Genomic DNA, 20,978 nt, shown 5'->3' on the forward strand with positions numbered 1-20,978 from the left:
GTACGCCACTCGGGCTGTACTGTGGTCGTGGCAGGCGTCCTGGTGCCTGAACCGCCTGGTCGATGTATTACCTCAAGCCTAGCTGCGACCAGATCCGCCGCACCTGCTGGCGCTCCTGAACGAACTGATCGGCGCCGATCACCCCGGCCTGCTTCTGCAGGGCCTGGCGGTGCGCGGCGGAACGAAACGCCTTGTACACCTCGCGCAGCAGCACGGCATCGCTGGCGGGCATCAGCCCAGCCTGCTCAAGCTCTTCAAGGATGCGGATGTTGTCGGTCCAGCGCAGCAGTTCCGGATGGTCGTGAGACCAGGCCAAAGCTGCGTATTGCACCATAAATTCGATATCGACGATACCACCGGCATCCTGCTTGATGTCGAAGGGCACCCCGGCATCGAATGCGTTGGCCGCCGTCCCGGCAGCGCTGAGCCTGGTACCTAGGTTGTCGCGCATCTTGGCGCGCATATCGCTGACTTCGGCCTGCAGCTTGGGCAGGTCACGGGCCTGGCCGAGGATACGCGAACGCACGGCCTCGAAGGCTGCGCCCACCTGCGGGCAACCGACCAGCACCCGGGCGCGGACCAGGGCCTGATGCTCCCAGGTCCAGGCTTCGTTCTGCTGGTAGCGCTCGAAGGCGCCCAGAGAGCTGACCAACAACCCCGAAGCACCCGAAGGCCGCAGGCGCATATCCACGTCGTAGAGCTGCCCGGAGTTGGTCTGGGTGGTCAACAGGTGAATGATGCGCTGGCCCAGGCGGGTGAAGAACTGCGCGCTGTCGATCGGCTTGGCACCGTCGGTTTCGGCCTGCGGATCACCGTCGTGAATGAACACCAGGTCAAGGTCCGAACCATGGCCCAGCTCGATACCGCCCACCTTGCCATAACCGACAATAATGAAGCCGGGGTCGCACAGGCTGCCATCGCTACGTTTGGGCTGGCCATGGCGGCTGACGGTCTGGCGCCAGGCCAGGGCCAGCACCTGATTGAGGATGGCTTCGGCCAGCCAGGTCAGGTAGTCGCTGACTTTCATCAACGGCAGGTTGCCGGCGATTTCCGAAGCCGCCACACGCAGGCTGTGGGCCAGCTTGAAGTGGCGCAGGGCCTCCATCTGTTGTTCGAGGTCGTCTTCAGGAATGCGCGTCAGCCGCTCACGCAGCTCGGCGGCCAGCTCCGGCGCCTGCGGCGGGCTGAACAGCCGGCCTTCGTTGAGCAACTCGTCGAGCAGCAGCGGGAAGCGGGTGATCTGTTCGGCGATCCACGGGCTGGCGGCGCACAGGGTCAGCAGGCGGCGCAGTGCACCAGGGTTTTCGGTGAGCAGCACCAGATAGGCCGAGCGCCGGGCCACGGCTTCGACCAGCGGCAACACCCGCTCCAGCACCAGGTCCGGGTCGGCGTGCTCCACCGCCTGGGCCAGCAAGCGCGGAATAAAGGCATCCAGCCGCTCACGCCCCAGGCGCTGCATGGCCCGCAACTGTGGGCTGGCACGCAGGCCGGCGAGTTGCTTGAGGGCTTTTTGCGGGTCGGCGAAACCGGCGCCCTGCAACTGACGGCAGGCAGCTTCTTCATTTTGGGCTTCTTCCCACAATGGCAACCATTCGCCGCCGACGATCACTTCGCCTTCTTCATTCTCGTCTTCATCCGGGTCGGCAATCACCTGACGGAAGTGCCAGTCGATACGCCCACGCCAGTGCATCAGTTGTGTGTGGAAACCCGGCCAGTCGGCAAAACCGAGCATGAAGGCGATGCGCGCGCGGTCCAGCTCATCGTCCGGGAGCATCTGGGTCTGGCGGTCGGCAATCGCCTGGATCGCATGTTCGGTATAACGCAGGAACTCATAGCCTTCGCGCAACTCGGCAATCACCGCCGACGGCAGGTAGCCCTGACCTTCAAGAGTCGAGAGCACCTTGAGCAAGGGCCGTTGCTGCAGGCTCAGATCGCGCCCGCCGTGGATCAGTTGGAAAGCCTGGGCAATGAACTCGACCTCGCGAATACCACCGGCACCCAGCTTGATGTTCTCGGCCATGCCCTTGCGCCGTACTTCCTGCTGGATCAACTGTTTCATGGTGCGCAGCGCTTCGATGGCCGAGAAGTCCAGATAACGCCGGTAAACGAAAGGCCGCAGCATATCCAGCAACTGCGCGCCGGCAACCTGGTCACCGGCCACCACCCGCGCCTTGATCATCGCGTAGCGTTCCCAGTCACGCCCCTGATCCTGGTAGTACTGCTCCAGGGCATTGAAGCTCAGTACCAGGGCGCCGGCCGAGCCGTAAGGGCGCAGGCGCATGTCGACACGGAAGACAAAGCCGTCAACGGTGATCGGGTCCAGGGCCTTGATCAAGCGTTGGCCCAGGCGGGTAAAGAATTCCTGGTTATCCAGCGAACGCTTGACCCCTTCGGTCTCGCCGCCCTCGGGAAAGGCAAAGATCAGGTCGATGTCCGACGACAGGTTCAGCTCCACCGCACCGAGCTTGCCCATGCCCAGCACCACCATATGCTGGGGTTGGCCACTGCGGTGGCCAATCGGCGTGCCGAACTGCTGGCAGTGGCGCGGGTACAGCCAGTGATAGGCCTGGTCGATAGACGCGTCGGCAAGATCGGAAAGATCGCGGCAGGTCTGCACCAGGTCGGCCTGGCGGGTCAGGTCGCGCCAGATGATCCGCACCTGCTGGCGGCTGCGCTGGCGGCGCAGGTTGCGCGCCAGATCGTCTTCGCTCTGCGCAGCCTGGCTGGCGGACGCGACCTGCGCGCACAGCTCACCCGGGGCAAAGGCGCGGTCCAGTTCGCCGCTGGCGGCAAGCTCGACCAGCATCGCGGGGTCACGCACAACCTGCTCAAGGACGAAATCACTGGCCGCGGTCACCCGGGCGAACTGCGCCCAACGTTCGCCATTCCAGTCATCAACGCTCAATTCAGGCTGTTGGGCAACCGCTGCACGAAACGATTGCTCGTTACGGCTGACCAACGCAGTGAGGGTGGCCGGCAGTTCGGCCAGCAAAGGCAGGCTCATGGTCTATCCTTGATCGGCGAGATTGGGTTGGCAGCAGTGGGAGCGGTACGGTTGGACTGTCGTACAAAAGTTAGAAATAGCTGAAATATCTGATTTTCTGGCATAAATCATCGCAGCAAACCTTTTATTAACTTGCTTTTAACCACCGGTATCGATTTTTCCCACAACCCGAACAGCGGCCACGAGCCTTTTTTGTGTAGTTTTACTACTGTCAAATCACTTCAAAAGCATGAAATGGTGATTCATTTGTAGTAAAACTACACAACGCCGGTACACTCTCCGGCAATCCAAGAATTTCATGTCGTCTGCCCAAAAGGCCAGTCGCAAACTCAGGCAACCGATTCTGGAAGCCTTTCCGCCCTGGAGCAAGCCATGCAAGACCTCGATCCCGTCGAAACCCAGGAATGGCTGGACGCCCTGGAGTCGGTTCTCGACAAAGAAGGCGAAGACCGCGCTCACTATCTGATGACCCGTATGGGCGAGCTGGCCACCCGTAGTGGCTCCCAGCTGCCATATGCCATCACTACGCCGTACCGCAACACCATCCCGGTAACCCACGAAGCACGCATGCCTGGCGACCTGTTCATGGAACGCCGCATTCGCTCGTTGGTGCGTTGGAACGCGCTGGCCATGGTGATGCGCACCAACCTGAAAGACTCGGACCTGGGCGGCCACATTTCGAGCTTCGCCTCCAGCGCCACCCTGTACGACATCGGCTTCAACTACTTCTTCCAGGCGCCGACTGATGAGCACGGCGGCGACCTGATCTACTTCCAGGGCCACGCCTCGCCAGGCGTCTACGCGCGTGCCTTCATGGAAGGTCGCATCAGCGAAGACCAGATGAACAACTTCCGTCAGGAAGTCGATGGCAAGGGGCTGTCTTCGTACCCGCACCCATGGCTGATGCCTGATTTCTGGCAGTTCCCGACCGTATCCATGGGCCTGGGTCCGATCCAGGCGATCTACCAGGCGCGTTTCATGAAGTACATGGAAAGCCGTGGTTACATCCCTGCAGGCAAGCAGAAGATCTGGTGCTTCATGGGCGACGGCGAGTGCGACGAACCGGAATCCCTGGGCGCGATCTCGCTGGCTGGCCGCGAGAAGCTGGACAACCTGATCTTCGTCATCAACTGCAACCTACAGCGCCTCGACGGCCCGGTTCGCGGCAACGGCAAGATCATCCAGGAACTCGAAGGCGTGTTCCGTGGCGGTGGCTGGAACGTCAACAAAGTAGTCTGGGGCCGTTTCTGGGACCCACTGCTGGCCAAAGACGTCGACGGTATCCTGCAGCGCCGCATGGACGAAGTCATCGACGGCGAGTACCAGAACTACAAGGCCAAGGACGGCGCGTTCGTCCGTGAGCACTTCTTCAACACCCCAGAGCTCAAGGCCATGGTCGCCGACCTGTCCGACGACGAGATCTGGAAGCTCAACCGTGGTGGTCACGACCCGTACAAGGTCTATGCGGCCTACCACCAGGCGGTCAACCACAAAGACCAGCCAACCGTCATCCTGGCCAAGACCATCAAGGGTTACGGCACCGGTGCTGGCGAAGCCAAGAACACCGCGCACAACACCAAGAAGGTCGACGTCGACAGCCTGCGTCACTTCCGCGATCGTTTCGACATCCCGGTCAAGGACGAAGAGCTGGAAAACCTGCCGTTCTTCAAGCCTGAAGAAGGCAGTGCCGAAGCCCGTTACCTGGCCGAGCGCCGCAACGCCCTGGGTGGCTTCGTGCCACAGCGCCGCGCGAAGAGCTTCAGCATCCCGACCCCGCCACTGGAAACCCTGAAGGCGATCCTCGACGGCTCGGGCGACCGTGAAATCTCCACCACCATGGCCTTCGTGCGGATCCTCGCGCAACTGGTCAAGGACAAGGAAATCGGTCAGCGCATCGTCCCGATCATCCCGGACGAAGCCCGTACCTTCGGTATGGAAGGCATGTTCCGCCAGTTGGGCATCTACTCGTCCGTCGGCCAGCTCTACGAGCCAGTCGATAAAGACCAGGTGATGTTCTACCGCGAAGACAAAAAGGGCCAGATCCTCGAAGAAGGCATCAACGAAGCAGGCGCCATGTCCTCCTTCATCGCTGCCGGTACTTCGTACTCGAACCACAACCAGCCGATGCTGCCGTTCTACATCTTCTACTCGATGTTCGGCTTCCAGCGCATTGGCGACCTGGCCTGGGCCGCTGGCGACAGCCGCACCCGTGGCTTCCTGATCGGTGGCACCGCCGGCCGTACCACCCTCAACGGTGAAGGCCTGCAGCACGAAGACGGCCACAGCCACATGCTGGCCGCGACCATCCCGAACTGCCGCACCTATGATCCGACCTACGGCTACGAGCTGGCGGTGATCATCCAGGACGGCATGAAGAAGATGACCGAAGAGCAACAGGACGTCTTCTACTACATCACCGTGATGAACGAGTCCTACCAGCAGCCTGCTATCCCGGCCGGTGTCGAGGAAGGCATCATCAAGGGCATGTACCTGCTCGAGGAAGACAACCGCGAAGCGGCGCACCACGTTCAGTTGCTGGGCTCCGGCACCATCCTGCGTGAAGTGCGTGAAGCGGCGAAGATCCTGCGTGAAGAGTTCAACGTTGGCGCCGACGTCTGGAGCGTTACCAGCTTCAACGAACTGCGTCGCGACGGCCTGGCCGTAGAGCGCAGCAACCGCCTCAAGCCTGGTCAGAAACCTCAGGTTACCTATGTCGAAGAGTGCCTGGCTGGCCGCAAAGGCCCGGTCATCGCCTCCACCGACTACATGAAGCTGTTCGCCGAACAGATTCGCCAGTGGGTACCGAGCAAAGAGTTCAAAGTCCTGGGTACCGATGGCTTCGGTCGCAGCGACAGCCGCAAGAAGCTGCGTCACTTCTTCGAAGTTGACCGTCACTTCGTGGTGCTGGCTGCCCTGGAAGCCTTGGCTGACCGTGGCGATATCGAACCTAAGGTCGTGGCCGAAGCCATCACCAAGTTCGGCATCGACCCGGACAAACGCAACCCACTGGACTGCTGAGGAGTATTTTTAAGTGAGCGAACTCATTCGCGTACCTGACATCGGCAGCGGTGAAGGTGAAGTCATCGAGCTGTTCGTCAAAGTTGGCGACCGTATCGAAGCCGACCAGAGCATCCTGACCCTGGAATCGGACAAGGCGAGCATGGAAATTCCTGCTCCCAAGGCCGGTGTGGTCAAGAGCCTGAAGGTCAAGCTGGGCGACCGCCTGAAAGAAGGCGACGAACTGCTGGAGCTGGAAGTCGAGGGCGCCGCTGCTGCGGCCCCTGCGGCTGCCGCGCCTGCCGCAGCACCTGCTGCTGCCGAGAAGCCTGCTGCGGTTGCCGAGGCCCCAGCGGCCCCGGCCGCTGCACCGGCGGCTGCCACTGTCCAGGACATTCATGTTCCGGACATCGGCTCCTCGGGCAAGGCCAAGATCATCGAGTTGCTGGTCAAGGTTGGCGACAGCGTCGTAGCCGACCAGTCGCTGATCACCCTGGAATCGGACAAAGCCTCGATGGAAATCCCGTCGCCGGCTGCAGGCGTTGTGGAAAGCATCGGCGTCAAGCTCGAAGACGAAGTCGGCACTGGCGACTTCATCCTCAAGCTCAAGGTCCAGGGCGCCGCCGCCCCGGCACCTGCGCCTGCCGCTGCAGCGCCCGCTGCCAAGGCTGAAGCCGCACCTGCTGCTGCCAAAGCCGAAGTCGCGCCAGCGCCTGCCGCTCCTGCGGCAAACGGTGCCAAGGTTCATGCAGGCCCTGCCGTGCGTCAGCTGGCCCGCGAGTTCGGCGTCGAGCTGAGCGCCGTTGCTGCCAGCGGCCCGCATGGCCGTGTGCTCAAGGAAGACGTACAGGTTTACGTCAAGGCCATGATGCAGAAGGCCAAGCAGGCCCCAGCCGCCGGTGCAACCGGTGGTGCTGGCATCCCGCCGATCCCGGAAGTCGACTTCAGCCGTTTCGGCGAAATCGAAGAAGTGCCGATGACCCGCCTGATGCAAGTTGGCGCCACCAACCTGCACCGCAGCTGGCTGAACGTGCCTCACGTGACCCAGTTCGACAGCGCCGACATCACCGAGCTGGAAGCGTTCCGCGTGGCCCAGAAGGCCGTGGCCGAGAAGGCTGGCGTCAAGCTGACCGTGCTGCCCCTGCTGCTCAAGGCCTGCGCCCACCTGCTCAAGGAACTGCCGGACTTCAACAGTTCGCTGGCACCAAGCGGCAAGGCGATCATCCGCAAGAAGTACGTCAACATCGGCTTCGCGGTTGATACCCCGGACGGCCTGCTGGTCCCTGTGATCAAGAACGTCGATCAGAAGAGCCTGCTGCAACTGGCTGGCGAAGCTGCGGCCCTGGCAGAAAAAGCCCGGACCAAGAAGCTCTCGGCCGATGACATGCAAGGCGCCTGCTTCACCATCTCCAGCCTCGGGCACATTGGCGGCACCGGCTTCACGCCGATCGTCAACGCGCCGGAAGTGGCGATCCTCGGTGTCTCCAAGGCAACCATCCAGCCAGTCTGGGACGGTAAAGCCTTCCAGCCCAAGCTGATGCTGCCGCTGTCGCTGTCCTACGATCACCGCGTGATCAACGGTGCAGCTGCCGCGCGCTTCACCAAGCGCCTGGGCGACCTGCTGACCGACATCCGCACCATGCTGTTGTAATTGCTGTTTCCTGTCTCCTCTGCCGGGGAGACAGGCTCCCTTTTCGAGCTGCCACGCTCGTACCTCAACCCCGTCATTTTGGCGGGGCTTTTTTTATCTGCAACTTGTGCCTGCTCCCACAACACTTAAGATTTCGCTGCCAGTGCCGACACAGTTGGTACGGAGGTCTCTGTATCGCTTGTCAGCCTCAAGCGCATGATGCAACCTTGCCGACACGCGTAGTAGCAGATTGCTCTGTTTGCGCGAACAGCCTTCTTGAAGCGAGCTCTCGATGAAAAGCCAACCTGATGCCGCCAGCCGTATGGTGGCCGAGGTCGTGACGCAGTTGCCCGTGCCCTCGCGGCTCGGGATGCTGCGCTTCGAGCGGCTGAATGAGGCCAGCTGGGCGCTGCTCTATCTGGACCCCGGCTGCGAACGCCAATTCGGCCTGGCCGCCGTCGAACTCTGCGCCCTGGTCGGCTCGCCCTACGCCAGCCTGATGGAGCCCGAAGCTCGCTACAAACTCCACGACATCATCCAGCTGCAGTTGGCCCAGCGCCCGCATTACCTGGTGCGCTACACCCTGCACACAGCCCAGGGGCCCCTGCCCCTGCTGGAGCTGGGTGAGGCCTACAAGCAGCACAACCGCCAGTTGCTGCGCGGCTATCTGATGGTCCTCGACAACCAGCCAGGTGACACGGGCGATCTGTCGGCCGCCGACCTTGAAACCCGCAACAGCCGCTTGCAGATTGCCTTGCAGCTCAACCAGCGCGCCCAACAGGAGCAACTTGAGCACCTGGAGCGCGTGCGCGCCCAGCAGGAGCTGATCCTGCACCTGGCCCGCCATCGTTACAGCGCCAGCAACTCGCTGCTTGAAGCCGCCGAGCTGATCACCCGCAGTGCCTGCGAGATTTACAAGATCGACTGCGCGAGTATCTGGTACCTGGAAGACCAGCAACTGCAGCCCATCTCGGCGTTTTACCGCGATACCCGAGAATACCGCCTGCCCGCACCGATCGACGCCAGCCGCTTTCCCGATTACCTCGAAGCCCTGCACACCAGCCGCGCCATCGACGCCCATAACGCCACCCACGATCCGCGCACCCGGGACATGGCCGAAAGCCTGCGCCCGCGCGATATCAATGCCATGCTCGATGCCAGTATCCGCATCGATGGCCAGGTGGTCGGCGTGTTGTGCCTGGAGCAGACCGGCTCGGCGCGCGCCTGGCAAACCGATGAGATCGCCTTTGCCGGCGAGCTGGCCGACCAGTTCGCCCAGGTCATCAACAACCACAACCGGCGCACCGCGACCAACGCCCTGCACCTGTTCCAGCGCGCCGTGGAACAAAGCGCCAACGCCTTCTTGCTGGTCAACCGCGACGGTGTGGTCGAGTACGTCAACCCAAGCTTCACCGCGATCACCCAGTACAGCACCGATGAAGTCCATGGCCACCGCCTGTCGGAACTGCCGGCGCTGGAGAACCTCAGCGAGCTGCTGTTCGACGCCCCGTCGAGCCTGGCCATGGGCAACAGCTGGCAAGGCGAGTTCAAGAGCCGGCGCAAGAACCTCGAGCCTTACTGGGGCCAGCTGTCGATTTCCAAGGTGTTCGGCGACAACCGCGAACTGACTCACTACATCGGCATCTACGAAGACATCACCCAGACCAAGCTGGCCCAGCAGCGCATCGAGCGCCTGGCCTACACCGACAACCTGACCAGCCTGGGCAACCGCCCGGCGTTCATCCGTAACCTCGACGAGCGCTTCGCCCGCGACAGCGACAGCCCGATCAGCCTGCTGCTGGTGGACATCGACAACTTCAAGCGGATCAACGACAGCCTCGGCCACCAGACCGGTGACAAGCTGCTGATCAGCCTGGCCCGGCGCCTGCGCAACAGCCTGAGCCCCGGTGGCAGCTTGGCGCGCTTTGCCAGTAATGAATTTGCCGTACTGCTTGAAGACACCGACCTGGAAAGCGGCCAGCAGGTTGCCCAGCAACTGCTGCGCACCCTCGATAAGCCGATGTTCGTCGACAACCAGTTGATCAACGTCACCGGCTCGGTGGGCCTGGCCTGCGCGCCGCTGCATGGCCGCGACCCGCAGACCCTGATGAAGAACGCCGGCCTGGCCCTGCACAAGGCCAAGGCCAACGGCAAGCACCAGGTCCAGGTGTTCACCGAGGCGCTGAACGCCGAGGCCAGCTACAAGCTGTTCGTCGAGAACAACCTGCGCCGTGCCCTGACCCAGAACGAGCTGGACGTGTTCTACCAGCCCAAACTGTGCCTGCGCAGTGGCCGCCTGCTGGGCCTGGAAGCACTGTTGCGCTGGAACCACCCGGAAAAGGGCATGATCCGCCCCGACCAATTCATCAGCGTCGCTGAAGAGACCGGGTTGATCATCCCCATCGGCAAATGGATCGCCCGCCAGGCCTGCCGCATGAGCCAGAAGCTGCGCACCGAAGGCCTGGGCAACCTGCAGGTGGCGATCAACCTCTCGCCCAAGCAGTTTTCCGACCCGGACCTGGTCGCCTCGATCGCCAACATCCTCAAGGAAGAAGCCCTGCCCCCGCACCTGCTGGAGCTGGAGCTGACCGAAGGCTTGCTGCTCGAAGCCACCGAAGATACCCACCGTCAGCTCGACCAGCTCAAGCAACTGGGCCTGACCCTGGCCATGGACGACTTCGGCACCGGCTACTCGTCGCTGAGCTACCTGAAGAAATTCCCGATCGACATCATCAAGATCGATCGCAGCTTCATTCATGAAATCCCCGACAACCAGGACGACATGGAAATCACCTCGGCGGTGGTGGCCATGGCCCACAACCTCAAGCTCAAGGTGGTTGCCGAAGGCATCGAGACCGCCGAGCAGCTGGCGTTCCTGCGCCGTCACCGCTGCGATGTCGGCCAGGGCTACCTGTTCGATCGACCGATTCCAGGCAGTGAGCTGATCGACAAGCTCAAACGCTATCCGCGTGGCCCTATCGCCTGACAGCGGCGATTGTCTCGGGCAATATAGAGTTCATTCAGGCCCCTTCGCGGGGCAAGCCCGCTCCTACCTTTAATCAGCAGAGGAACGATCATGGTCCTGCGCTCGGAGATCCTGGTGAACAAAAACGTCCTGCCAACTGCGGAACAGGCATTGCCTGGCCGTGAAACCCCAATGCCCCTGCCCGAGATGCACTTCGTCTTCGAGGGCACCCCGCTGCTCGGCCCATTCTTCGAAAACGTCGACTTCGCCATCTTCGGCCTTGGCTGCTTCTGGGGTGCCGAGCGGCGCTTCTGGCAGCGTGAAGGCGTGGTCAGTACCGTGGTCGGCTACGCCGGCGGCTTTACCCCTAACCCGACCTACGAAGAAGTCTGCTCGGGCCTGACCGGCCATACCGAAGTGGTGCTGGTGGTGTTCGACAAGGACAAGGTCAGCTACAAAGAGCTGCTGGCGATGTTCTGGGAACTGCACAACCCGACCCAGGGCATGCGCCAGGGCAACGACATCGGCACCCAGTACCGCTCGGTGATCTACTGCACCAGCCCCGAGCAACTGGATCAGGCACTGGCCAGCAAAGCGGCCTACCAGGCCGAACTGAGCAAGGCCGGTTTCGGCGAGATCACCACCGAAATCGACCAGGCGCCGACCGTGTACTTCGCCGAGGCCTATCACCAGCAGTACCTGGCCAAGAACCCCGAAGGCTACTGCGGCATCGGCGGTACCGGTGTCTGCCTGCCACCGAGCCTGCAAGGCAACTGAGGGATCGACATGTCCGCACCGAGCATGACCCTGTTCCATTCGCCGGCCTCGCCGTTCGTGCGCAAGGTGCTGGTGCTGCTGCACGAAACCGGGCAAACCGACCGGGTAGCGTTGCAGACCATCAACCTTTCTCCGGTAAGCCCGGTTGCCGAGCTCAACCAGGGCAACCCGGCGGGCAAGATCCCGGCCCTGCGCCTGGCCAACGGCTCCGTGCTGCACGACAGCCGGGTGATCTGCGAGTACCTCGACCAGCAGCATGTGGGTACCCCGCTGATCCCCCGTGAGGGCTTGCCACGCTGGCATCGCCTGACCCTGGCGTCGCTGGCCGATGCGATCATGGATGCCGCCGCGCTGACCCGTTACGAAACCTTCCTGCGGCCGACGGACAAGCAATGGGACACCTGGATCGCAGCGCAACAGGACAAGATCCGTCGTGGCCTGAGCAACCTTGAGCGCGAACACTTCGCCGAACTGGCCTCGGTGTTCGACATCGCCGCCATCGGTGTTGCCTGCGCCTTGGGTTACCTGGACCTGCGCTTCCCCGACTTTGGCTGGCGTGAACAACAGCCGCAGTTGGCGGGATGGTATGCGCAGGTGAGTCAGCGTGAGTCGATGCGGGCGACTGATCCTTCGCTTGCCTGAACCGGCCTAATCGCGGGGCAAGCCTGCCACCTTGCCCCGCGATACAGGCACCACACAAACGCCATATGCAACTTCAGGCTGGCCGCCCAGCGCCGCTCCTCGCGCAAGCCACTCATGGCAAGCGCACCTGGCCAACCCCGTACCAGTCCAGGCGACGGGTCAGGACCATGAAAACACCCAACAGCGCGAACAGCAGCAGCGAGCCCATCAGCAGCGCGTAATCCTCGGCCGTCAGCAGGCCATAGAGCATGCCGTAGAGCATCGCCAGGCCCAGGGCGAAGCCCATGCCGCGAAACACGCTGTGCAGCACGTGGCACAGGTAGAAACCGATCAACAACACACAACCCGCCGCTGACAAGCCATACGCCATGGCAAAACCCAAGTGCTCGGACAACGACAACAGCAGCAGGTAGAAGAACGCCAGGGCCACGCCTACCAGGCCGTACTGGATCGGGTGCACGCTCAAGCCCTTGAGCACTTCGAAGAGGAAGAAGCCGGCAAAGGTCAGGGCAATGAACAGCAGTGCATATTTGATCGCCCGCTCGCTCTTGAGGTACTGATCCACCGGGTCGATGAAGCTGACACCAAAAGCTCGGCCATTGAACATGTTGCACTTGTCATTGACCACGCATTGGGTCAGGGCGTCTTCGAGGTTGGTGGAGAAGAACGAGGTCTGCCAGCGCGCCGAGAAACCACCGGCATCGATCTTGCGGCTGACAGGCAGGTAGTTGCCGTCAAAGCTGGGATGCGGCCAGTTGGCAGCCATCGCCACGCTGGTGGTACGCCCCACCGGCAACACTTGCAGTTGTTCGGTGCCTTGCAGGCTGAGGTCGAAGGCATAGTTGAGCACGCTCTTGACCTTGCCATCGACGCCCGGCAACAGCGCATGCACGCCACCGCTCATCCAGCCCAGCTTGGTGCCGGCGGCAAAGTCCAGACGCTGATCGTTGAGCTGCAGTTGCAGGCCTTTTTCGATGCCACGGATGTCACTGATACCCACCACCAGGAACGCGGGTTCGAAGCGATAATCTTCGAAATCCTCGGTAATACCCCAGTTGGCCGGGATCTCGAAATGGCCGTTGATGTGGCTATTGGCGTGAAACAGGCGGGCCTCGTAGATACCGCGCGAACGCAGCTCGGTGTCGATGTTGGCATTAAGATCGAAGGTTTCCGGGAGGAAATACAAGTGGCCGTTGACCTGGCTGATTTCCTGGAAACTCTTGCCCTCTTCAGTCTTCCAGCGCCGTTCAATCTTGCGGTACGGCACCACCAGCATCGGCCCGGTAATCTGCTGAGCAAAACTTGAGCTTTGGGCGATGTCGCGGACCACGCTATCGCGCTGGTACTGACGGTCCTGGATCAGGCCGCCGATCATGAACAACGGGACCAGCAGCAGGACGATCAAAAAGCCGATCACGGCCAGTTTGTAACTCAGTTTGCGGTTCATGGATGGGGCTCCGGTTTCGATGAGCAGAGTCTGCGCAAACGAAATGGAGCCCTTGGGGACTTATGTGGAGCCTGTGTGCAGACTCTGTGAAGTTTCAGCCCAGGCGCTTGGCCGGCAGCCACAAACGCACGCGTACGCCATCTTCGACGTTGGCCACTTCCAGCGCGCCGCCATGCAATTGCATCACCTCTTCGACGAAGTTCAGCCCCAGCCCGGTGCTCTTGCGTCCGCTGAACGGTCGCGGCAGCGAGTAGAAGCGCTCGCTGAGCCGGCTCAGGGCATAGTCGGGAATCGCCTCGCCCTGGTTGAACAGGCTCAAGGCCACGCGGCCATCGCCGTGCTCCAGTTCAAACACCAGCAGACCACCGGGCGGGGTGAAGTCCAGGGCGTTGTCCAGCAGGTTGGCGATGGCCTGGCGCATCAAGAACGGGTCACACAGCAGCCGAGTGGCAGCGGGCACACGCTGACGTACCTGCAACGCTGCGCTTTCGATCCGCGCGCCCTGGGCCAACAGCAACTCGTCGACCAAGGCGGCCAGCGGCACCTGCTGCTGTTCTTCCAGCTCCTGCATCTGCTCGACCTGGGCCAGATTGAGCAGGCGCTCGATCAACTGCTGCATGCGCGCACTTTCGCTTTCGATATTGCCGGCAAAGCGCTGGCGCTGCTCGTCGCTCATCGGCCCCTGGAGCAGCTCGGAGGCGCCACGAATTGCCGCCAGCGGGCTTTTCAGCTCGTGGGTCAGGGTGTGTACGTAACGTTCGACGTAGTCCTTGCCTTCAAGCTGGGTACGCATGCGTTCCACCGCCGCCGCCAGTTGCCACAGCTCACCGCCGCGGTAGTGCGGCAGCGCCGTCCGCTCGCCTTCACTGACCGCCTGGGCGTAGCGGGTCAGCCGGCGCAGCGAACGTGCCAGCCACCACGACAGCGCCGCGCCCACCAGCAAGCCCAGGCCGATCAGGCCCAGGCCGAGGTACAGCAGGTGCCGCTCGGAACGGTCGATGTAAGGCTGCAGCGACTTGTTCGGCTTGGCCACGGTGACCACGCCAATGATCTGGCCTTCATCGAGAATCGGCGCCGCCACGTGCATCACCGACGACTCCGGGTCGTCCGGGTTGCTGCGGGTCGAGCGCGCGCCGTACTGACCGCGCAGGGTCAGGTAGACGTCGTTCCAGCGCGAATAGTCCTCGCCCACCGCCACGCCGGCGGAGTCGAGCAGGACCTTGCCCTGGGCATCGGTGACGTAGATGCGGTGGTTGACCTGGTTCTTCGACAAGCCCCAGATATCGGCCTTGGGCTGACGCTGGCCATAAGCACGCAGCAGCACCGGCAACCGGCTCTGACCCAGGGTGCCGGCCTTTACGTCGTCATGGAGGATTTCCGCCAGCAGGTTGGCGGTATCGACCAGGGTCTCTTCGCTGGACTGGCGCACCCCCGGGCGAATCTGCTCGCGCACGGTGCTGAGGATGAAGTAGCCGGTCAGCCCGACAAACAGGAAATACACCAGAAAAATCCGGATCCCCAGGCGCATCAGCTGTGGCTCGGGCTGTAGCTGTAGCCCAGGCCGCGGTGGGTCTGGATCGGCTCGGCATCAGCCGTGACCGCGCGCAGCTTGGCACGCAGGCTCTTGATGTGGCTGTCGATGCTGCGCTCGTAACCGGCATCGGCAGCCACGCCGACGGCATCGAGCAGTTGCTCGCGGCTGAACACCCTCTCAGGTTGCTCCAGCAAGCTTTGCAACAGGCGAAACTCGTGGCGGGTCAGGCTCAGGGCCTGGCTGCGATAGTGGATCTGCATGCGCAGGGTATCGACCTGGAACAGCTCCGGGGCGGCGGCAAGCGGTTCGGCGCGTGGCGCCATGCGCTTGAGGATCGCCCGCACCCGGGCGGCCACTTCGCGCGGGCTGAAGGGTTTGACCACATAATCGTCGGCGCCGATTTCCAGGCCCACCACCCGGTCGATTTCACCGTCGCGGGCGCTGAGGAACATCACCGGCACCTCGCTGAAACGCCGCAGTTGGCGGCAGGTTTCAAAGCCACTGATGTCCGGCAGGCCGATGTCGAGGATGATCAGATCAGCCGGGCACTGGCGTTGTTGCTCCAGCGCAGCGCTGCCCAGGGTTACCCATTCGGTGCTGTGGCCGTCGCCCTGCAGGGCGAAAATCAGCGTATCGGCGATGGCCGCTTCGTCTTCGACAATCAATATGTGCGGCATGGCATCCGGGCCTGGCGGTGGAAATGCTGCACTTGTAGGAGATTATGCGGCGCCTGGCAAGGCCTCATCGCGGGGCAAGCCCGCTCCTACCCTTGATCAGCAGTCAGGCTTGTCTGCGGTAAACCTGCGCGCCGGGTTCACTGCCGCCTTGAACTCGCGCAACGCCTTGGCGCCAATGAGCAACGGGTAGTTGAAACTGCTGCGGTCGGTCAGGTTGACCTCGACGGTACGCTTGACCTCACCCAAGCATAGCTCCAGATCAACCACCGGCCGCTTGCTGATCTCGGCGCCCTCGCCGTCTTCCTCTTCATCGGCGCGGTTCTTGATCTTGCTGATGCGCGCCAGCTTGTGTTCATAGACCTTGCCGTCGGCATCCTTGGTGGCGACACGAAAGCGCACCCAGTCTTCGCCATCACGGGTGAAGGTTTCAATGTCCTTGGCCGACAGCGAGGCAGTCAGCGCGCCGGTGTCCATCTTGGCCTTGAAGGTCTGGCCACCGACTTCTGGCAATTTGATGTATTCATAGCGGCCATACAGGGTCGGCTCAGCGGCCATGACCGGCAGGGCCAACAGCGACAACAGGGCAAGTACAGATTTCACAGGATCCGCTTCCTTGAGATAAGACAGTGTTTAGACTGCGCAGGCAGGATAGGTTCGCGCCGATAGCTTATTCAACACAATGTGAAACATTTGTCCCGGTGCAGGTGGCCGGAGCATTTGGCGTATGCCGGCAGGGTGCTTATCATTGCCGACCGTTTACTTGAATATAAGAGCTTTCTTATGCGCCGCTTACTGACGGGCATTCTTGTGACCTTGCTGTTGCTGCTCAACACGCTGGTCCTGATCGGCCCGCTGATGGTCTTTGCCCTGTTCAAACTGATCGCGCCCGGCCGCTACCGTGACTACGCCTCGTGGGCGGTAATGTGGATCGCCGAAACCTGGGCCGAAATCGACAAACTGATCTTCCGCCTGTGCATCCCGACGATCTGGGATGTGCGCGGCGCCGCCGACCTTCGGACCGACACATCCTATCTCGCCGTCAGCAACCACCAGAGCTGGGTAGATATCCCGGCGCTGATCCAGGTGCTCAACCGACGCATTCCGTTTTTCAAGTTCTTCCTGAAAAAGGAGCTGATCTGGGTACCCTTGCTGGGCCTAGCCTGGTGGGCGCTGGACTACCCGTTCATGAAGCGCTACAGCAAGGCCTTCCTCGACAAGCACCCCGAGCTCAAAGGCCAGGACCTGGAGATTACCAAGGCCGCCTGCGAGCTGTTCAAGCGCCAGCCGGTGACCGTGGTCAACTACTTGGAAGGCACGCGCTTTACCCAAGCCAAACGCGCCGCCCAGCACTCACCGTTCAAGCATCTGCTCAAGCCCAAGGCCGGTGGCGTGGCCTTCGTGCTGGCAGCGCTGGGCGAACAACTCGACGCCTTGCTTGACGTCACCATCGTCTACCCTGGCGAGAAGGCCCCTGGTTTCTGGGACCTGCTCAGTGGAAATCTGCCTAGGGTGATCATCGATATCCAGGTGCATGAACTGGACCCGGCGCTGTGGAATGGCGACTACGAGAACGACCCGGCTTTGCGCCAGGCCGTGCAGGACTGGGTCAACCAGCTCTGGCACGCCAAGGACGCCCGTATCGAGGCCCTGCGCGCCGAGCTGCGCTGATCAGCCGATGATTGCGTGGGGCAGGAAGCGGCTGCTGTCCTTGGTGATCAGCGAGTTGTCTTCACGAATGCCGATGCCCGCCGGCAGGTCGCCGACCACCCAACTGCCGATCACTGTGTAGCTGTCGCCAAAACGCGGCAGCGCCTGGAACTGCTGGATGATGCTCGGCCCGCCGCCATAGGGTCCGTCTTCAACCACCCGCTGGCCGCTGCCGGTGTGAATTTCGATGTTGGCACCTTCGCGCGAGAAGAACGGTTTGCGCACCCAGCCCTTGTCCAGGCTGACTCCCGGCGTTTGCTCGATGAACGCTGGCAGCAGGTTCGGGTGGCCCGGGTGACGCTCCCAGAGCAGCGCCAGCATGCCCTTGTTGGAGAGGATCGCCTTCCATGGCGGCTCGACGAACAAGGTGCCACTGTTGGCAATCGCCGGGCCGTAGGGGTCGTGGAAAATGTCTTCCCAGGGGTAGAGCTTGAACAGGCTGGGGATAGGTGCACCGACGTCATCGACAAAACGCCCGCCGCGGCTCAGGCCGATGTCTTCCATGTCCACCAGGCGCGCATCCAGCCCAGCGCCCAGAGCGATATCGCGCAGGTATTCGACGGTGCCGCGGTCTTCGATCGAGTCTTTTACCGAGGAAAAGTAGAACGGCGTGGCGAAGGTGTTGGCGCCCATCACCTGGGTGAGTTTATCTTCCAGGCTGTTGAACTGGTCGGCATCGGCCGGCAACCCGCCACGCTGCATCTGCTGCTCCAGCCACAGGTACTGGAAGAAACTGGCCTCGTAGAGTGACGTTGGCGTGTCGTAGTTGGCCTCCAGCAGCTTGGCCGGGCCCTTGCCGTCGTAGCACAGGTCCATGCGCCCGTAGAAATGCGGGTGACCGTCGCGCCACGAGCGGCGGATCAGGTCAAAGTACGGCGCCGGGATGGCCAGGCGTTCGAGCAGTTCTTCACTGTCGACCACCTCGGCCACCAGTGCCATGCACAGCTCGTGCAGTTCGCGGGTCGGCTCTTCGAGGTCGTCTTCGATCTGCCGCAGGCTGAACTGGTAGTAGGCCGACTCGTCCCAGTAGGGCTCGTCGCCAAAGGTGTGGAAGTTGAAGCCGAAGTGCTCGGCGGTGGCGCGCCAGTCCGGGCGCGGGGCGATGGAGACTCGCTTCATCTGCAATCCTCAGGTGCTGTAGCTGCGCAAAGATGAACGGCTATTGAAGCCGTTGTTATCGACGGTCAACCAGCGCGTCGAGCCGTAGCTGTTAGCGGCTAAAACCCGCAATTGGGCAGGTGCCACATCGGCCCTACCCTGCTCACTCAATGCACTGCTGGCAAAAACCTCGCGCCCCGTCCGCGCTCGGTACACCGGCTCCGCCAGGTAGCGCGGCGCGGCATCGACATAGCGCAAGCTGGTCCAGTGCGTCTGATCAATCGGCACCCCGTCGTCATAGACCTGGCGCTCGGTGATCAGGTTGAAACCGTCCATGTCTGGCAAAAAAACCCCGTTGCCCTCGGCCTGCTGGCAGTGCTCAAAGCGCAGCTGGCACGCATTGAGGTCGTCGAAACGCGGCGCGTGGGCATAGTGCAACTGCTGGGCGACATCCCGAGCCTCATTGCAAGCATCGGCACGGGTACCGCTGCCGATGCACTGCTGCACGCCCTGATGGTGACGCACCTCGCTCAACGGTTTGATCACCGCCACCTGGCTGTCGCACGCACTCAGCGCCAGAGGCAGGCTACCCAAGACGAGCAGGCGCAGCGATTTACTGCGTTTCATCAGTTGACCCCGTTCAGGAAGCGAAGCCACCACGCCCCGAAGCACGCGAGACAAAACCGTTGTGGGTGCCAACTGCAAATGGGCGCGCCGAACTGATCATGCTGTTCGGGTGAATCGCCGGGATGATCGTTGGATGAGCGCTGCTCACGTGCGCCGGGTCGCCGCTGGTTGCAGCGCCTGCGCCGCCACTCGTTGCCGCATGCTGCGCGGCTTCGCTGAACGGTTGCGAAGCCGGATGCGAGGTATCCAGGCCACCGTAGTAATTGTGCTGTGCCACCTGTTCGGTCAGGGTGCTGACCTTGAACGCATTGCGCCCGTCTCGCTCGTGGTAGATCGCCTCGGACGAATAGCGCGGGTCGGTATCGGTGTACTCGTAGTAGCCACGCCCGCCGCCGGAGCCTCCACTCGACGACGAACTGCTGTCTTGCTCCTCATCGGCATACACCTGGCGTTCGGTGGTCAGGGCAAAGCCTTCCATCGGCGGGATGTAGTTGTTGGCGTAGCGCCGGAAGTCGCACTTGAAATAGACCGCTTCGCAGGCCTCGGCGGTCAAAAAGCGCGGGACGTTGGCGGCATGGTGGTTTTGCGCGGCGACCCAGGCCTGCTGGCATACCTGGCGCGGCTTGCCGTCCATGACGCAGTAGTCGACGTCTTGATAGCGCTTGGTTTCACTGACGATTTTAGTCGGCCGGTCGCCACAGGCGGACAGCACCAGGGGCAGGCTGCCCAGGGCGACCAGGCGAATGGTTTTGCTGCGTTTCATTGTCGATCGTCCCTGATCAGGCGGCGGGGGTCATGCAGGCGGCGTTGAGCAGGCCAATGCCGATGGCCACGGCAGCTAGCAGAATGGCCGAGGCGGTCTCCTGGCGGGCAACCCGCTCAGCCATGCCTTTGACGCAGCGGTTGACCACCACGAACGCCAGCAACTGCACCACAGCCGCAATCAGCGCCCAGAGCAGGAAGTCGAGCAGGGAAATCGAATGGGAAATGGCGCTGGCCACCGGAATCGCAAAGCCGATCAGCGCACCGGCCAGGGCGATGGCTGCGGCATTATTGCCTTCGCGGATCAGGCGCAATTCGTTGTAGGGGGTCAGGCGGGTGTAGATGAATGCGTAGAGGGCGAACAGCACGGCAGCGCCGAGCATGTAGACCATAAAGCCGAGCACGGCGTCGGCAGGTAAAGACATCTTCAGGGCATCCATGAACATGGCGAATCACACTTCCTTGTAAAACGGGGCGGGACATATAGCACACCACCCCGCCCACGCAAATACCTGCCTTAAACGGAAGGCACGCCAGCGCCGGTGCCCCACAGGCTGCCCAAGCTCTGCAGCAGCGAGCCGCCGACGCCTTGCTGGCCCAGGTACTGCAGGATCAGCGGGGCGAATTGGCCGATCATCCCGGTATCCATACCCAGCGCACTGAAGGCGTTGTTCAGGTCGTTGCTGTCTTTGACATTGCCCAGGGCATTGCTCAGGGCCGAAGACTGGTCGCTCTTGCCCAGCAGCGCGCCCAGGCCGCTCAAGCCGCCGAGAGCCTTCTCGCCGGAGAGCAGGTCGAGGCCGGGGACAGCTTTGCTCAGCTGCTCGTAATCGCCGCTGCTGAGCTGGTTCCTGGCCAAGCCCAGCAGAGCCCCGGTGCCGCCGATGGCTTGTTCGGGAGTAACTTTGAGTTCGGTGCCGAGGGTATTGAGCAAATTCGCCGACGCGGCTGGGGCCTGCACCGAGGCATCGCCGCTGTTGCCCTTGGCGGCGTTGTAGACATTGGCCGCGTCATTGAGGTTGAAGCCTGCGAAGACCGGGGTGGCGGCCAGGGCCATCAGGGTAACCAGTGCGAAACGTTTCATGGAGAGACCTCGTCAGCCGTTAAGGCA

16 protein-coding genes are annotated in these 20,978 nt (G+C 62.3%); 6 read left to right on the plus strand and 10 right to left on the minus strand.

All coding sequences use genetic code 11. From position 1 onward, the window contains the following. Positions 1–67: 67 nt before the first annotated feature. Complete coding sequence (gene glnE / locus M5G17_RS00875) at positions 68–3,004, minus strand: bifunctional [glutamate--ammonia ligase]-adenylyl-L-tyrosine phosphorylase/[glutamate--ammonia-ligase] adenylyltransferase (protein WP_273891151.1); 2,937 nt, start codon at positions 3,002–3,004, stop codon at positions 68–70. A 372-nt stretch (positions 3,005–3,376) separates the two neighbouring features. Between glnE and aceE the strand changes: the two genes are divergently transcribed. The 5 genes from aceE to M5G17_RS00900 all read left to right on the plus strand — a co-directional run bounded on the left by aceE (position 3,377) and on the right by M5G17_RS00900 (position 12,015). After that, positions 3,377–6,022 carry a pyruvate dehydrogenase (acetyl-transferring), homodimeric type gene (aceE, locus tag M5G17_RS00880; RefSeq protein WP_273891152.1) on the plus strand — a complete coding sequence of 882 codons (2,646 nt, stop codon included), beginning with the start codon at positions 3,377–3,379 and terminating at the stop codon, positions 6,020–6,022. A 13-nt stretch (positions 6,023–6,035) separates the two neighbouring features. Then, positions 6,036–7,652: a dihydrolipoyllysine-residue acetyltransferase gene (gene aceF, locus M5G17_RS00885; RefSeq protein ID WP_273891153.1), complete on the plus strand. Its 1,617-nt coding sequence runs from the start codon at positions 6,036–6,038 to the stop codon at positions 7,650–7,652. Between the two features lie 271 nt (positions 7,653–7,923). Then, entirely contained in the window at positions 7,924–10,617 is a 2,694-nt protein-coding gene (locus M5G17_RS00890) for a putative bifunctional diguanylate cyclase/phosphodiesterase (RefSeq protein WP_273891154.1), read from the plus strand. Positions 10,618–10,707: 90 nt separating this feature from the next. Further along, positions 10,708–11,373: a peptide-methionine (S)-S-oxide reductase MsrA gene (gene msrA, locus M5G17_RS00895; protein WP_273891155.1), complete on the plus strand. Its 666-nt coding sequence runs from the start codon at positions 10,708–10,710 to the stop codon at positions 11,371–11,373. 9 nt (positions 11,374–11,382) lie between these two features. After that, positions 11,383–12,015, plus strand: coding sequence for a glutathione S-transferase (locus M5G17_RS00900; RefSeq protein ID WP_273891156.1), 633 nt, complete (start codon positions 11,383–11,385; stop codon positions 12,013–12,015). Between the two features lie 112 nt (positions 12,016–12,127). Here the strand turns inward: M5G17_RS00900 and creD are convergent, their stop codons facing one another. The 4 genes from creD to rloA2 form a co-directional block, all read right to left on the minus strand. Continuing rightward, complete coding sequence (gene creD / locus M5G17_RS00905; protein ID WP_273891157.1) at positions 12,128–13,462, minus strand: cell envelope integrity protein CreD; 1,335 nt, start codon at positions 13,460–13,462, stop codon at positions 12,128–12,130. A 94-nt stretch (positions 13,463–13,556) separates the two neighbouring features. Continuing rightward, positions 13,557–14,990, minus strand: coding sequence for a two-component system sensor histidine kinase CreC (gene creC, locus M5G17_RS00910; RefSeq protein ID WP_273891158.1), 1,434 nt, complete (start codon positions 14,988–14,990; stop codon positions 13,557–13,559). Further along, positions 14,990–15,673 carry a two-component system response regulator CreB gene (gene creB, locus M5G17_RS00915; RefSeq protein ID WP_273891159.1) on the minus strand — a complete coding sequence of 228 codons (684 nt, stop codon included), beginning with the start codon at positions 15,671–15,673 and terminating at the stop codon, positions 14,990–14,992. The genes creC and creB overlap by 1 nt, the downstream gene beginning before the upstream one ends. 96 nt (positions 15,674–15,769) lie before the next feature. Beyond that, positions 15,770–16,273, minus strand: coding sequence for a retropepsin-like aspartic peptidase RloA2 (gene rloA2, locus M5G17_RS00920; RefSeq protein WP_273891160.1), 504 nt, complete (start codon positions 16,271–16,273; stop codon positions 15,770–15,772). 180 nt (positions 16,274–16,453) lie between these two features. Here rloA2 and M5G17_RS00925 point away from each other — a divergent pair, with 180 nt between their 5' ends. Then, positions 16,454–17,341 (plus strand): acyltransferase, encoded by an 888-nt coding sequence (locus tag M5G17_RS00925; RefSeq protein WP_273891161.1) that lies wholly within the window; start codon positions 16,454–16,456, stop codon positions 17,339–17,341. On the opposite strand, the gene M5G17_RS00930 is transcribed toward M5G17_RS00925, so the two are convergent. The 5 genes from M5G17_RS00930 to M5G17_RS00950 form a co-directional block, all read right to left on the minus strand. Further along, positions 17,342–18,499 carry a glutathionylspermidine synthase family protein gene (locus M5G17_RS00930; protein WP_273891162.1) on the minus strand — a complete coding sequence of 386 codons (1,158 nt, stop codon included), beginning with the start codon at positions 18,497–18,499 and terminating at the stop codon, positions 17,342–17,344. It abuts the gene before it with no gap. 9 nt (positions 18,500–18,508) lie between these two features. After that, positions 18,509–19,105 (minus strand): DUF1190 domain-containing protein, encoded by a 597-nt coding sequence (locus M5G17_RS00935; protein ID WP_273891163.1) that lies wholly within the window; start codon positions 19,103–19,105, stop codon positions 18,509–18,511. A 13-nt stretch (positions 19,106–19,118) separates the two neighbouring features. Then, entirely contained in the window at positions 19,119–19,868 is a 750-nt protein-coding gene (locus tag M5G17_RS00940) for a DUF1190 domain-containing protein (RefSeq protein ID WP_273891164.1), read from the minus strand. A 16-nt stretch (positions 19,869–19,884) separates the two neighbouring features. Continuing rightward, positions 19,885–20,313: a DUF350 domain-containing protein gene (locus tag M5G17_RS00945; protein ID WP_273891165.1), complete on the minus strand. Its 429-nt coding sequence runs from the start codon at positions 20,311–20,313 to the stop codon at positions 19,885–19,887. Positions 20,314–20,384: 71 nt separating this feature from the next. Next, positions 20,385–20,951: a DUF2780 domain-containing protein gene (locus M5G17_RS00950; RefSeq protein WP_273891166.1), complete on the minus strand. Its 567-nt coding sequence runs from the start codon at positions 20,949–20,951 to the stop codon at positions 20,385–20,387. Positions 20,952–20,978: the final 27 nt, after the last annotated feature.

Source organism: Pseudomonas rubra (assembly GCF_028656935.1).
Lineage (GTDB): Bacteria > Pseudomonadota > Gammaproteobacteria > Pseudomonadales > Pseudomonadaceae > Aquipseudomonas > Aquipseudomonas rubra.